14 protein-coding genes are annotated in these 13,973 nt (G+C 62.9%); 6 read left to right on the forward strand and 8 right to left on the reverse strand.

What is annotated here, in order from left to right; all coding sequences use genetic code 11:
- Positions 1–45 precede the first annotated feature (45 nt).
- Positions 46–510 carry a GNAT family N-acetyltransferase gene (locus ACOIX3_RS28020; RefSeq protein ID WP_420965234.1) on the forward strand — a complete coding sequence of 155 codons (465 nt, stop codon included), beginning with the start codon at positions 46–48 and terminating at the stop codon, positions 508–510.
- A 123-nt stretch (positions 511–633) separates the two neighbouring features.
- Here the strand turns inward: ACOIX3_RS28020 and ACOIX3_RS28025 are convergent, their stop codons facing one another.
- The 6 genes from ACOIX3_RS28025 to xoxF5 all read right to left on the reverse strand — a co-directional run bounded on the left by ACOIX3_RS28025 (position 634) and on the right by xoxF5 (position 7,119).
- Positions 634–1,776: an epoxide hydrolase family protein gene (locus ACOIX3_RS28025; protein WP_420965235.1), complete on the reverse strand. Its 1,143-nt coding sequence runs from the start codon at positions 1,774–1,776 to the stop codon at positions 634–636.
- A 76-nt stretch (positions 1,777–1,852) separates the two neighbouring features.
- Complete coding sequence (locus ACOIX3_RS28030) at positions 1,853–2,806, reverse strand: hypothetical protein (protein WP_420965236.1); 954 nt, start codon at positions 2,804–2,806, stop codon at positions 1,853–1,855.
- A 151-nt stretch (positions 2,807–2,957) separates the two neighbouring features.
- Positions 2,958–3,521: an S-(hydroxymethyl)glutathione synthase gene (gene gfa / locus ACOIX3_RS28035; RefSeq protein WP_092115643.1), complete on the reverse strand. Its 564-nt coding sequence runs from the start codon at positions 3,519–3,521 to the stop codon at positions 2,958–2,960.
- Between the two features lie 33 nt (positions 3,522–3,554).
- Positions 3,555–4,664, reverse strand: coding sequence for an S-(hydroxymethyl)glutathione dehydrogenase/class III alcohol dehydrogenase (locus ACOIX3_RS28040; protein ID WP_050405342.1), 1,110 nt, complete (start codon positions 4,662–4,664; stop codon positions 3,555–3,557).
- Positions 4,665–4,713: 49 nt separating this feature from the next.
- The gene (locus tag ACOIX3_RS28045; protein WP_212310769.1) at positions 4,714–5,190 is read right to left on the reverse strand and encodes a c-type cytochrome, methanol metabolism-related; all 477 of its coding nucleotides are present in this window, start codon (positions 5,188–5,190) and stop codon (positions 4,714–4,716) included.
- 123 nt (positions 5,191–5,313) lie between these two features.
- Positions 5,314–7,119 carry a lanthanide-dependent methanol dehydrogenase XoxF5 gene (gene xoxF5, locus ACOIX3_RS28050; RefSeq protein WP_420965237.1) on the reverse strand — a complete coding sequence of 602 codons (1,806 nt, stop codon included), beginning with the start codon at positions 7,117–7,119 and terminating at the stop codon, positions 5,314–5,316.
- A gap of 422 nt (positions 7,120–7,541) precedes the next feature.
- On the opposite strand from xoxF5, the gene ACOIX3_RS28055 reads away from it, so the two are divergent.
- The gene (locus ACOIX3_RS28055; protein ID WP_223968955.1) at positions 7,542–8,516 is read left to right on the forward strand and encodes a helix-turn-helix domain-containing protein; all 975 of its coding nucleotides are present in this window, start codon (positions 7,542–7,544) and stop codon (positions 8,514–8,516) included.
- 29 nt (positions 8,517–8,545) lie between these two features.
- Positions 8,546–8,962: a YkvA family protein gene (locus tag ACOIX3_RS28060; RefSeq protein ID WP_420965238.1), complete on the forward strand. Its 417-nt coding sequence runs from the start codon at positions 8,546–8,548 to the stop codon at positions 8,960–8,962.
- On the opposite strand, the gene ACOIX3_RS28065 is transcribed toward ACOIX3_RS28060, so the two are convergent.
- The gene (locus ACOIX3_RS28065; RefSeq protein WP_420965239.1) at positions 8,959–10,323 is read right to left on the reverse strand and encodes a histidine kinase; all 1,365 of its coding nucleotides are present in this window, start codon (positions 10,321–10,323) and stop codon (positions 8,959–8,961) included. The genes ACOIX3_RS28060 and ACOIX3_RS28065 overlap by 4 nt on opposite strands.
- A gap of 177 nt (positions 10,324–10,500) precedes the next feature.
- Between ACOIX3_RS28065 and ACOIX3_RS28070 the strand changes: the two genes are divergently transcribed.
- On the forward strand, positions 10,501–11,121 hold the full coding sequence (locus ACOIX3_RS28070) for a response regulator transcription factor (RefSeq protein ID WP_420965240.1): 621 nt from the start codon (positions 10,501–10,503) through the stop codon (positions 11,119–11,121).
- A 24-nt stretch (positions 11,122–11,145) separates the two neighbouring features.
- Positions 11,146–11,991, forward strand: coding sequence for an S-formylglutathione hydrolase (fghA, locus tag ACOIX3_RS28075; RefSeq protein ID WP_420965241.1), 846 nt, complete (start codon positions 11,146–11,148; stop codon positions 11,989–11,991).
- A 150-nt stretch (positions 11,992–12,141) separates the two neighbouring features.
- Here the strand turns inward: fghA and ACOIX3_RS28080 are convergent, their stop codons facing one another.
- On the reverse strand, positions 12,142–12,654 hold the full coding sequence (locus ACOIX3_RS28080) for a DUF3280 domain-containing protein (protein ID WP_420971809.1): 513 nt from the start codon (positions 12,652–12,654) through the stop codon (positions 12,142–12,144).
- A gap of 135 nt (positions 12,655–12,789) precedes the next feature.
- Between ACOIX3_RS28080 and ACOIX3_RS28085 the strand changes: the two genes are divergently transcribed.
- On the forward strand, positions 12,790–13,971 hold the full coding sequence (locus ACOIX3_RS28085; protein WP_420965243.1) for an ABC transporter substrate-binding protein: 1,182 nt from the start codon (positions 12,790–12,792) through the stop codon (positions 13,969–13,971).
- Positions 13,972–13,973: the final 2 nt, after the last annotated feature.

Below are 13,973 nucleotides of genomic sequence, written 5' to 3' on the forward strand. Positions count from 1 at the left end.
TCCCACGATTTGCCCGCGGGGTGCATTTTCAACTAAGGTCGCCGAATGGACATGCTCGTCAAGCTCTATGCCCTGCCCGATTCCCGGCCTGCCTACGATCGATTGCTCAAGGCCGGAATTGTCATGCGCCGGGCGCTCGCTCCCGAAAAGCACAAGGTCATCGCCTGGGTACGGGAAACGTTCAGCGAGGCATGGGCCAGCGAAACCGAGGTTGCGTTCAGCCGCGAGCCGGTCTCCTGCTTCATCGCGATCCAGCAAAAGAAGATCGTGGGATTCGCCTGCCACGACGCGGCCTGCCGCAATTTCTTCGGTCCGACCGGCGTCGCCCCGAAGGCGCAGCAGGGCGGCATCGGCAAGGCACTGCTGTTCGCCTGTCTCGAGGACATGAAACACCAGGGCTTCGGCTACGCCATCATCGGCGGCGTCGGGCCGGCCGAATTCTATTCGAAGGCCGTCGGCGCGGTGACCATCGAAGGCTCCGCGCCGGGGATTTATCGGGGATTGCTGTAGTTCGCAGCAGCAGTTCGTGACTCGTAGGATGGGTAGAGTGCAGCGAAACCCATCATTCCAATCGCGGATATTAATTGATGGGTTTCGCTGCACTCTACCCATCCTACGCATCGAACTGCACCGCTATCGCAGCTTCCCGAAAAACTCCCGCACCTCGCCGACGAACAGTTCGGGTTGCTCGAACGCCGAGAAATGCCCGCCCTTCGGCATCTCCCTCCAGTGCTGGATGTTGGTGAAATTCGTCTCCATCCATTTGCGGACCGGCGTGACGATCTCCTTGGGGAACACGGCAACGCCGGTCGGCACGGTCACCTTGTGCGGGGTTCGCTTGCCGGGCCCAAAGCTTTCCCAATAGAGCCGCGCCGACGATGCGGCCGTCTCGGTTACCCAATACAGCATGACATTGTCGAGCAGTTCGTCGCGGCTGAGGATGTTTTCCGGATGCCCGTTGCAGTCAGTCCAGGCCCAGAACTTTTCCAGGATCCAGGCCGCTTGCCCGCTCGGCGAATCCGTCAGCGCATAGCCAAGCGTCTGCGGCCGGGTGGATTGCTGCTTGGAATAGCCGGAATCCCAGTCGGCATAGTATTTGATGCCGTTGAGCGCGCGAGTTTCCTCCGGCGTCGGCTGGCCCTCGACATTGGGCCGGGTCGACATCGCCAGCGTGATGTGGATGCCGGCGCAGTGTGCCGCATCCTGCCCGCCGATCGCGGTCGTGACCGCGGAGCCCCAATCGCCGCCTTGCGCGAAATACCTGGCGTAGCCCAGCCGCTCCATCAGGTCGGCCCAGGCCTTGGCGATCCGATCGACGCCCCAGCCTGTCGCGGCCGGCTTGGCCGAGAAGCCGAAGCCCGGCAAGGACGGACACACCACATGGAAGGCATCGGCCGCGCTGCCGCCATGCGCCGTCGGATCAGTCAGCGGTTCGATCACCTTGTGGAATTCGACCACCGAACCCGGCCAGCCATGGGTGATGATCAGCGGCCGCGCCTCCGGGTGCTTCGAGCGCGCGTGGATGAAGTGGATGGCGAGCCCGTCGATCTCGGTGGTGAACTGGCTGAATCGATTGAGCTGCGCCTCGCGCTGCCGCCAATCATAGGTCTCGGCCCAATAGTGGCAGACGTCCTTGATCCATTGCAACGGCGCGCCCTGGCTCCAGTCGCCAACCAGCTCGGCCTCGGGCCAGCGAGTCCGGCGCAACCGGGTGCGAAGGTCCTCGAGGACATCGTCGTTGACGGCGATGCGAAACGGACTGATGGCGGTATTCATGGCGTCTCCCCGGGGCTCGAAATCTGCCTGGGGAACATAGGGTCGGACCGCCAACCGATCAAACCGTCAGGTAACGCTATTTGCCGAGCGCCGTCTCCAGCAACGCCTGGGCTTGCTTGGTGGCTTCGGCGAATGCCGGCTGTTCCGGGGCGTGCTGAACGAAACAGCGCTTGAATGCATCTTCGCCCTGCTGGCGCAGGTCGCCGAGCTTGTCATAGGCCTTCCGGGTGATCTGCTTGCGCTCGAGCTTCTCGGCCGCTTCGCTGGCCTTCTTGTTGTAGTCGGCGCGGATCGCGGCGCAGGCCGGCACCTGCACGGTGGGCTCGATCTCGCCATAGGCGATGTAGAACTTGCCGTTGGCAAGCGCCGCGACGAACACCTCGTCGGCGGCCTCGGGGGTTGTGTCCTGGGTGCGGCCGGCCAGGAAACCGTAAGTCAGGGTGGCCGACGCCGGTTTGACGACCGGCAGCTCGTTGAAGTTGATCACCGCGGCGTCGGTCGAAATCGCCTGGGTGTAGAAGCCCTCGAACTTCAGGGCCGGTTCGATTTGCTGCGGCACATTCTTGCTGCCCTTATCCCACCATGTCTTGTGCTCATGCAGCCAGCGCGTGAGCAGGGCTTCGGAGGTGACGATGATATGGGCTTTCGGTTCGACGAAGCTGCCGTCGGCGCGCTTCTCGCCGATCTTGCCGCCGTCCCTGCCGGTGTCGGCGTCGAAGCGCAGGCCGTCCAGCATGCCGAACCCCATATCGCCTTTATATAGAGTGTCGAGGTTGAGCTGGGCCGGGGCAAAGCCAGGCCGGGCGGGCTGGGGCAGGATCGCGATCAGCTGCCCCTTCAGCTCGTCACGCGCGGCTGCCTCCGCCTTGTCGACGGCCTCATTGATCTTGTTGTCGTTCGACAGCTTGGCGAACTTGGCGATCGCAGCGTCACGCGCGGCAATGTAGCGGTCCTCCGGCGACGCGGCGCGGGCCGGCGAAAGGACCAGGATCGGGGATAGGACGAGGGCAAGGCGGAAAATAAAATGCATGCCCTGTGGTCGCCCGCAGGGCATGCAAGGTTCAAGGTCACGGGTACTACCAGCATATCCGTCGCCGGCAGGCCCTCTGCCGACGCCGGATCTCGTCAGGGCCGGCCGGTCGTGCCGCCCTTGTCAGGCTGCCGCGGTCAGGCTGCCTTGATCAGGCTGCCTTGGATTTCGCCACGTGGGTGGCAATCGCGTCCATCAACGCCGGCGACAGGCAGTCATAGGGCTCGAGCCCAAGCTCCTTCAGCCGCGACCTGATCCCGGCCATATCGGCCGGCTTGACGCCGGACTCGATCACCGACGACACGAAGGCGGCAAATCCCGGAGCCGCCGAGCCGGACTCCTGGAACAGCTCGGGATGGATGAAGTCGAGGCCATAGAACGGATGACCCTTGTTCTCGATCCGGCCGTACATGTGGGTGCCGCATCCGGTGCAGGCATGGCGCTGGATCACCGCCGCGGCGTCGATGATCTTCAGCTTGTCGCCGTTCTCCAGCACGGTGACGTTCTCGCGCGGGACCACCGCGACCACCGAGAAGGTGGCGCCGGAAGGCTTCCAGCATTTGGTGCAGCCACAGGCGTGGTTGTGGGCGACATCGCCCTTGACCCCGACCTTGACCTTCTTGTCCGCGCATTTGCAGACCAGTGTGCCGCCGGCAAAACTGCCGGAGCCTTGCTTGACGCCATTGTCGACTGACGGGTGGATATGAACAGTCATTGACCTATCCTCCTAGTGCTTGGTGTTTTGATTTTAGAACACGACGACCGAACGGATCGATTTGCCCTCGTGCATCAGGTCGAAGCCCTTGTTGATCTCGTCGAGCTTCAGCACGTGGGTGATCATCGGATCGATCTGGATCTTTCCGTTCATGTACCAGTCGACGATCTTCGGCACGTCGGTGCGGCCGCGCGCGCCGCCGAACGCGGTACCCTTCCAGACGCGTCCGGTGACGAGCTGGAACGGCCGGGTTGCGATCTCCTTGCCGGATTCCGCGACGCCGATCACGACCGACACGCCCCAGCCGCGGTGGCAGGCTTCCAGCGCCTGGCGCATCACGTTGGTGTTGCCGGTGCAGTCGAAGGTGTAGTCGGCGCCGCCGTCGGTCAGGCCAACCAGGTGCTGCACGATATCGCCGCTCACCTTGGTCGGGTTGACGAAATGCGTCATGCCGAACTGGCGGCCCCAATTGTCCTTCGAGTCGTTGATGTCGACGCCGATGATCTTGTCGGCGCCGACCATCTTGGCGCCCTGGATCACGTTGAGGCCGATGCCGCCGAGGCCGAACACGACGACGTTGGAGCCCGGCGTCACCTTGGCGGTGTTGACGACGGCACCGACGCCGGTGGTGACGCCGCAGCCGATGTAGCAGCTCTTGTCGAACGGCGCGTCCTCGCGGATCTTCGCCACCGCGATCTCGGGCAGCACGGTGAAGTTCGAGAAGGTCGAGCAGCCCATATAGTGGAAGACCGTCTTGCCCTTGTAGCTGAAGCGCGAGGTGCCGTCCGGCATCACGCCCTTGCCCTGGGTGGCGCGGATCGCGGTGCAGAGATTGGTCTTCTGGCTCAGGCAGCTTTTACACTGGCGGCATTCCGGCGTGTAGAGCGGGATCACGTGATCGCCAGGCTTCACCGACGTCACGCCGGCGCCGACCTCGCGAACGATGCCGGCACCTTCGTGCCCGAGGACCGAGGGAAAGATGCCTTCGCTGTCGAAGCCGTCCAGCGTGTAGGCATCGGTATGACAGATGCCCGTCGCCTTGATCTCGACAAGGACCTCGCCGGCCTTCGGGCCTTCCAGGTCGAGCTCAACGATCTCAAGCGGCTTCTTGGCTTCGAATGCGACTGCGGCGCGGGTCTTCATCTTGGTCTCCACAAAACATCAAACAGGTTGTCATTCGCGCCGGTCACGCTCAGTTCTTGTTGCCCATGCAGGCGTCTTCCGCCTTTCCATAGGCATCCGACTTGTCTTCGTGCTTGGCCGGCCGAACACGCCCAACCGCATCATTGGCGCGGGCGCGCAGGTACACATAGAGGTCGTCCATGTAGCAGGCAACGTTCGGGTTATCGCCGAATGCCGGCATGACGTTTTCCTGCGACGTCGACACGTTCTTGCGCCCGCTCGCGACCACGCCCATGAAGTCGGGATAGCTCATGGTCTTCAGCGAATCCTTCAAAGCCGGCGCGTAAGTCGAGCCCATGCCGTCGGGTCCGTGGCAGACGTGGCACTCCGAATGATAGCGGCGGTAGCCCGAGTAGGTGTACCAGTCCACCGTACCGTCGGACGCGACCTTGAACGTCGGGTTTCCATCCTTGTCGAGATACTTGCCGTCCTCGGACTTGACGGCGGCCGGATCACCCACGTCCTCGGCAGAGGCAACTCCTCCCATTGCCACGACGAAGATCGCGGCAGTCACAAACCAGATCTTACGCAAAAGCATATCCTCGCGTGCAGATTGAAGACGGACCGGCGCATGGAGATCGCTCCATGCGCCGGAACGAGCTTGCTCAGCTCACTGCTGCGGCAGCGAGAACACGGTGAGCGTTCCGCCGAGCGCGGTATAGTTGCTCAGCGCGGCGTAGCCGCCGACTGCACCGAGACCGGCCGTCGGATCAGTCAGACCGGCCGCGAGGCCGATGCCTGCCCAACCGCCAACACCCGACAACACGGCGACGTACTGCTTGCCGCCGTTCTCATAGGTGGTGACGTTGCCGATGATGCCGGACGGGGTCTTGAACTTGTAGAGCTCCTTGCCCGTCTTGGCGTCGACTGCCTTCAGGTAGCCTTCCAGCGTGCCGTAGAACACCACGCCGCCGGCGGTCGCGAGTGCACCCGACCAGACCGAGAACTGCTCCTTGTTCGACCACACGATCTTGCCGGTCTTGCCGTCCCAGGCGATGAAGTTGCCCATGTTGGTCTCACCGGGAGGCGGATACATCGACAGCGTCGCGCCGACATAGGGCTGACCTGCGGTGTAGCTCACCTTGAACGGCTCGTAGTCCATGCAGACGTGGTTGGTCGGCACGTAGAACAGCTGCGTATCCGGCGAGTAGGCCGCCGGTTGCTCGTCCTTCGAACCCAGCGCCGCCGGGCAGATGCCCTTGACGTTGTGGTCTTCGCCGGCCTTGTCGGTCGACGCTGAGTCAAGAACCTTCGGACGACCATAGGTCGGCGAGCTCTTGTTCATGTCGACGCCGGAGGTCCAGTTCACCTTCGGATCATACTTCTCGGCGACCAGCAGTTCACCGGTGACGCGATCGAGCGTGTAGCCGAGGCCGTTACGATCGAAGTGCGTCAGCAGCTTGCGCGCCTTGCCGTCGATGCTCTGATCCGAGAGGATCATCTCGTTGACGCCGTCATAGTCCCATTCGTCATGGGGCGTCATCTGATAGACCCACTTGGCAACGCCGGTATCCGGGTTACGCGCCCAGATCGTCATCGACCACTTGTTGTCGCCGGGACGCTGCTTCGGATTCCAGGTCGAGGGGTTGCCCGATCCGTAATAGACGAGGTTGAGTTCGGGATCGTAGGAGATCCAGCCCCAGGTCGCGCCGCCGCCGATCTTCCACTGATCGCCTTGCCACGTCTTCAGGCTCGAGTCCTTGCCGATCGGCTTGCCAAGCTCGGTGGTCTTGTCGTCGACCAGGATCTGGTCATCCGGACCTTCCGAGAATCCGCGCCAGACCAGCTTGCCGGTCTTGAGATCGTAGGCCGTCATATGGGCCTGGACGCCGAACTCGCCGCCGGAGATGCCGACCAGGACCTTGTCCTTGACGACCATCGGCGCCGACGTACCGGTCGATCCCTTGCTCGGATCGCCGTTCTTGACGCTCCACTCCACCTTGCCGGTCTTCGCATCGAGTGCGACCAGCGTGGTATCGGCCTGATGCAAGATGATCTTGCCGTCACCATAGGCGACGCCGCGATTGACCGTGTCGCAGCACATCACCGGAATGACGTTCGGATCCTGCTTCGGCTCATACTTCCAGACGATCTGATTGTCCTTGGAAAGGTCAATAGCGTAGACCTTGTTCGGGAACGGCGTATGCACGTACATCATGTTGCCGATGATCAGCGGGCCACCTTCGTGACCGCGCAGCACGCCGGTCGAAAACGTCCACGCTACCTGCAACTTTCCGACGTTCTGGGCGTTGATCTGATTCAGCTTCGAATAGCGCTGATTGGTGTAATCGCCCGTCGGCATCACCCAGTCTTTCGGGTTCTGCGTCATCTTGTGGAGTTCGTCATTGGCGTTGGCAGCTCCGGCGGCGAACACCGCCATTGCCCCAAGGCTGGTCGCGTAAAGCAGCTTGCGCATCGTGGATTTCCTCCCAGGTTCATGAGCTCAAGGGTTTCCGCCGAAACGGCCCCACTTCTTCCATTTTGGTACCTCACTGGTAGTCCTATCGAACCGCGTTGACTTGCCCAGCAGCGAAGCGCCGTTTGCTCAGAAGCGAAGCATTGTCAGATTTTTGCGGTCGGGCTGCGAATTGGCAGGTAAGACTGCTTCATGTTGCAGGGCATCAAACGTCTTCGGTGCTGTTCCAGCGTCGGAGTAGAACCGGCCCAAGGTTACGCTTGACGCGCCCAGAACTAAGTCGGAGGATCACCCGACATTATCCGGGAAGAAGTCCCGCCGCCTCCCTAAGCTGTTCAGAATCAGGGAGAAGGCGCATCATCCCGGGCCAGATTTCAGCTCGGTGAGCAGTCACGTTGGGGATCGAATCGGTGGCTGGAAAGATGACCGATACAGTCCATTCACTCAGCACGAACGGATTGACGCCCAAGCGGCAGATCCAGCGCTGGTCGGATGCGCTCACTGACCTGTGCGGTCAGTTCGACGTCGATGCGCTGGAAGGATCCTCGCTCGAGGGCCGGATCAATTTCACGACGGTATCGCGATTGAAGCTGTGCCAGATCGAGGCAAGCCAGCATCGCATCGCCCATACCGTCTCGCGCATCAGGCTGAGCGAGCATCCCTACATCAAGATCGTGTTCCAGACCCACGGCGTCTCGCATTTCGAGCAGGACGGTCTGCACTTCGACATCATGCCGGGCGACTGCTTCGCCTACGATGTGTCGTGTCCGCATACGATCATCAGCCCGTCCCTGACGCGTCACGAGGTCGTCATCGTTCCGAAGGACCTGCTCAAGGAGCGCGGCTTCCAGCTCTCCAAGATGGCGCCGTGCAAGCTCTCGGCGCGCAACGGCACCGGCCGCATTGCCTATGATTTCGTACATGCAGCGTTCGGCGAGGCGCCGACGCTGACCCCGGTCAACGCCGTCGGCGTGGCCGATGCGCTGATCGACCTGCTGCTGCTGCCGCTGCGCGAGACCGGCGCGATGTTCGACCGCGGCAGCGCCGAGGCGACCTATGTGCGGGCCCAGGGCTTCATCCGCGAGCATCTGCGCGATCCCGATCTCTGCATCGACCGCATTTCCGCGGCGCTCGGCTGCTCGAAGCGCTATCTGCACATGCTGTTCAGCGATCGCGGCATGACGGTCAGCGACTACATCTGGAAGGCCCGGCTGCAAAATTGCCGGCAGGAGCTGGAATCCCAGAACGGCAAGACCATCACGGACGTCGCGTTCTCCTGGGGCTTCTCGAGCTCATCGCATTTCAGCCGCGTATTCCGGAAGTATTTTGGCATCGCCCCCTCCTCCGTGCACAAGGGTCTGCACGGCGGCATGCCGGTCGATGTGGTACTGGAATAGCGTTTCGGCTGGCGTGCAGGCGCCACGCGATGCTGTCCATCAAGCTATCCTCAATCAAACTTTCCTCAATCAAAGCTTGGGGGCGCAACCTGAAACGAGACAGCGTTGCGCTGTATCTCGCGTCGCGTGATCCGCGCGTACCGTGGTACGCAAAGGCCCTCGCCGTCGCCATCGCCGCCTACGCGCTCTCGCCCATCGACCTGATTCCGGATTTCATCCCGGTCATCGGCTATCTCGACGATCTGATCCTGCTGCCGCTCGGCATCTGGCTTGCGATCTCGCTCGTTCCGGACGAGGTGATGGCAGAGTGCCGCGCCAATGCCAGTGCCGTCTTGCAGCGCCCGACCAGTCGAGCGGGAATGATCGCGATCATCGTGCTCTGGATCGCCGGCGCACTCGCGCTGGCATGGGCCGTGTTCGCATACTGGCCGCGAACCGCGCCCTAAGCCTGCGCGGCCTTTGGCACCAGCGCCTCGACCGTCACGCCATCATCGCTGGAATTGATCTTGAGCGTGCCTCCGAGCGCGAGGATTCGCTCCTGCATGCCGGTCAAACCGCGGCCAAGCCGGTGATCTCTGAGCAGGCCGCGGCCGTTGTCTCGGACTCGTACCAGCGCGCAGCCGCGGCTGCCGCGCGGGCCGGTCTGCCGCTCCGCAGGCTCGATCGTGATATCGACTGCCGTTGCGCCGGCGTGGCGGAACACATTGGTGAGCGCCTCCTGGACGATGCGATAGATCGTCAGATCGGCCGTCTCGCCGGTCTCGCCGAGATCAGGCGATATGCTGCTCTCGATCTCCACCTCCGGGTGGGTCTCGCCCCACAGCCGCAGCAGCGCGCCAAGCGCTTCCGCAAGCCCAAGCTCCGCCAATCCCACCGGCCGCAATCGCTCCAGGATGCGGCGAGTGAACTGCTGAAGCGCGTTGACCTGCTCGAGGATGGCACTGCCGTGCTTGCGTAGCGCAGCAGGATCAGGCTTTTCCACCTCCGACAGCCGCGTCAGCGCGCCGGCATGCGCGCGCAGCGCGAACAGATAGGGCCCGAACTCATCGTGCAATTCGCGCGCGATCTCCTTGCGTTCGGAATCCTGCAGCGAGACCGCGCGTTCGGCCAGCTGCCGCTTGCTGTCCACGGCTTCGCCAAGGGTCGCCGCCAAATGGTTCAGTTTGGCACAGATCGCAGCCAGTTCAGGCGATCCGCCGGGCTCGACGCGCGCGTCGTAATCCCCGGCCTCGATACCGGTCATGGCCCGCGACAGCGCTTCCAGCGGCGCAAGTGCGCGGCCGACCACCAGCATCGTCACCAGCAGCAGCGCCACCGCGATCGCGGAGCCGACCTCGATCTGGGTGACGATGCCGTCCCAGATCTCGGCCATTTCGTCATCGGGATGCGAGGTGATGACGAGCGATTGCGGCTTGCCGTGAGCGGAGATCGGCACCCGCACCGAGGTCTGCTCGGGATGAACCAGCGCGACGAACCACTCCGGCGGGGCGCGCGGATCGCCTGCCTCCGCGGGATGCTCGGGAGACTTTGCGGTCGCGTCATCCTGCCGCGTGATGCTGACGTGACGCAGCCGGCTCAGGTCCTGGACGATCTGGTCGAGCCGCGCATCCGGATCAGGCGCCTCGTCGAGACCGGTCACCATCGTCGTAACAAACTCGCGCGCCAGCCGGATCACGCTCTGGTCTTCGGCCTGGACGCGCGGCCCCGCTTCGAGCACGAGCCGCGCAATATTGATGCCTAACCCAAGCGCCAGTATCAGCGCCAGCAGCAGGTTGATCCGTACGCGCAAGGATAGCTTTTGCCACATGACGTTGCCCCCAACCGCGATCCCTCCTCCGAGAGGATCGTTGACAGCCAAATTTGCCCGGCTATCTAATCGCACCCTATCGCAATCTCGTGCGAGGTGCACAACCGGTCGGAACCGAGGTGTTCTTCGCGCAAATCGATGTAACGATGAGTCGAAGCAGGTCGCCGGAACAACGCCATGCGCATTCTGATCGTTGATGATCATCCCATCGTTGCCTCCGGTTGTCGCACCGTGTTCGCCGAGGATCCCGATATCATCCTGCTGGAAGCGGCCGATGCCGAAAGCGGCGAACGGGCGTTCGTCGCGGAAAAGCCCGATCTCTGCGTGATCGACATCAACCTGCCGACCGTCTCCGGTTTCGAGCTGGCCCGCCGTATCCTGAGCCGCGATGCATCCGCGCGCCTCATCATGTTCAGCATGAACGACGACCCGGTGTTCGCCGCCCGCGCCATCGACATCGGCGCCAAGGGCTACGTCTCGAAGACCGGTGATCCCAACGATCTGGTGGAGGCGGTGCGCGAGGTCGGCAATGGCGGCGTCTATCTGCCGCCCGCGATCGCACGCAACGTCGCCTTTGCGCGGCCGGGCTTCGCACAGAATCCGCTCTCCAGGCTGACCTCGCGCGAGATGGAGATCCTGCGCTTGCTCAGTTCCGGCAAGAGCCTGTCGGAGATCGCCTGGCTGGTGCATTCGTCCTACAAGACGGTCGCGAACACGTCATCGATCATGCGCCAGAAGCTTGGCGTGCGCACCTCGGCAGAGCTGGTGCGCCTCGCGATCGAGAGTGGTGTCGGCTGACGTCGCACTCCAACACAGAGGAATATGGCAATGCAGACGGTTTCCCAGAACAAGTCGCATGGCGGCACGCAAGGCGTTTACCGGCATCCAAGCCGCGAAACCAAGACCGACATGACCTTCTCGGTGTTCGTCCCCGATCATGCGGCCGGCGCCAAATTGCCCCTCGTCACCTATCTGTCGGGCCTGACCTGCACGCACGCCAACGTCACGGAGAAGGGTGAATTCCGGCAGGCGTGCGCCGAGCTCGGCCTGATCTTCGTCGCGCCCGACACCAGCCCGCGCGGCGAAGGCGTCCCGGGCGATCCCGCCAATGCCTACGATTTTGGCCTCGGCGCGGGCTTCTATGTCGATGCGACGGAGCAACCGTTCGCGAACAATTACCGGATGTGGAGCTATATCACCGAGGAATTGCCAAAACTGATCGCCGAGCAATTCCCGGTCGACACGGCGCGGCAATCGATCCTCGGTCACTCCATGGGCGGCCATGGCGCGCTGACGGTGGCGCTGCGCTATCCCGATCGCTATCGCGCGGCGAGTGCGTTTGCGCCGATCGTGGCGCCATCGCAGGTGCCGTGGGGCAACAAGGCGCTGGGCGGCTATCTCGGCAGCAACAAGCAGGCGTGGCGCAAGCACGATGCCGTCGCATTGATCGAGGACGGTGCCCGGTTCTCCGGTCTGCTGGTCGATTACGGCGATGCCGACGGTTTTCTCACCGAACAGCTACGCCCCGAGCTCCTGAAGGCGGCCTGCGAAAAAGCCAGCATTCCCCTCACCCTGCGGCGTCAACCGGGCTACGACCACAGCTATTATTTCATCTCGACCTTCATGGCCGATCACCTGCGCTGGCACGCCGCGCGGCTGAAGGCGTGATGCTTTCCCCAGCCGGGCGGCGTGATAGCAAAATATCGAAAACAACCCCATGCAAAGTAGCCGGCGGCGGCGTTCAACCAGACGAGTTGACACGTCAGGCAACTCAGGGTTATTCTTCTAATATTCCGAAATCATCCAAGCGCCCGTCGCTCATCGTGCCTGCGGGGCGCCGTAGTTCGGCGCGAGCAGGCGGTTGCGCACGAGGTAATCGGTGGCGCGCGACCAGGATTCGTCGGTATTGCCCCGCATGTCGGCGCTCACTGCCGCCACCAACTGCCCTGTATGCACGTCGCGCAGATAGAGATTGATGTTGAGGATCAGGTTGGAGACCTTCTGCACCACTCCTGTCATCGCAAGATCGGCGCCCAGCTCGCCGGCCAGCTTCACGTCGCATCCGCCGCAGGCCTGAAGATTGCTGCCGTGCGCCGCAGCATTGACGGGCGCGATGTCGATCACGTGGAATTTGCCGGAATCTGCAAGCTCCTTGCGCACCTGATCGCCGGTGCGCAGCAACCGCGCCTGTTCGTCGGTCCGCGGTCCGTCCACCTCGCCTTGAAGGCTGGTGTCGATCATCTCGAGGTCGAACACCGCGAGCTTGGGCGGTTCGGCGCGCGCCGCAGACATCAGCAGCAATGATATGACGAAGACGAACGCTGATCTCATGATTGTGAACCAATCTAAATTGGCACCGCGCAACGACAAAAAGCGGGGTTGCAAGCGAGGCTAATTCCGGCATCTTGCATGTCAACGCAAGGCTCGACAACGCCAGCCGAGTGAAGAATGACTACGGGAGGAATTATGTTCCGATGGCTGATCGGTACAATCGCGCTCAGCATGATGGCGACTAGAGCGCTGGCGGCTGATCCCGTCGAGGTCCATGTCGGCTATCTCGGTCATGCCGGCATCAAGTCGACGCTCTCGCTGGTCGAGCAGCCGGCCGACAATGACGGCATCGCCGGCGCGCGCCTTGCGATCAAGGACAACAATACCACCGGGAAATTCCTCAACCAGCGCTTCGTGCTCGATGAGGTCAAGGTCAAGGACAGTGACGATGTCGCCAAGGTCGCGACCGATCTCGCCGGCCGCAACGATTATATCATCACCGACCTGCCCGCCGACGCCCTGCTCAAGGTCGCCGACGCGCTGCGCGACCGCGGCACCGTGCTGCTGAATGCGGGCGCGATCGACGATCGGCTGCGCGAGCAGGACTGCCGCGCCAACGTGATCCATGTCGCACCGACCCGCTCGATGCTGGCGGACGCGCTTGGCCAATACCTGGTGTGGAAGCAGTGGAAGCGCTGGCTGCTGGTGACTGGTTCGCACGATCAGGACAAGCTCTACGCCGACGCGCTGCGCCGCGCCGCCACGCGCTTCGGCGCCAAGATCGTCCAGGAACGGACATTCGAGGACACCGGCGGCGCGCGCCGCACCGACTCCGGCGTGACGCTGATCCAGCGTCAGATGCCGGTGTTCACGCAGCAGGCGCCGGCTTACGACGTGCTGGTCGCCGCCGACGAGAGCGAGGTGTTCGCGAACTATCTGCCCTACCGGACCTGGGACCCCCGTCCCGTGGCCGGCTCGGCGGGCCTGGTGCCGACCAGCTGGGACGCGGCGCATGACCAATGGGGCGCGGTCCAGATCCAGAACCGCTTCGTCAAGCTGAACATGCGCCGCATGACGGCGCTCGACATGCAGGCCTGGACCGCTGCGCGCATGATCGGGGAAGCCACCTCCCGCACCAATTCGGGTGATCCCAAGAAGGTCATCGCCTTCCTCAAAGGCAAGGATTTCTCGATCGCCGCCTTCAAGGGCACGCGATTGACCCTGCGAGACTGGAATCTGCAGCTTCGCCAGCCGATCCTGCTGGCCGATGGTCGTATGGTCGTTTCGGTCTCGCCGCAGGAAGGTTTCCTGCATCAGGTCTCCGAACTCGACACGCTCGGTGTTGACCGGCCTGAAACCAAGTGCAAGCTGCAGTGAGG

The organism is Bradyrhizobium sp. B120 (assembly GCF_049075665.1).
GTDB lineage: Bacteria > Pseudomonadota > Alphaproteobacteria > Rhizobiales > Xanthobacteraceae > Bradyrhizobium.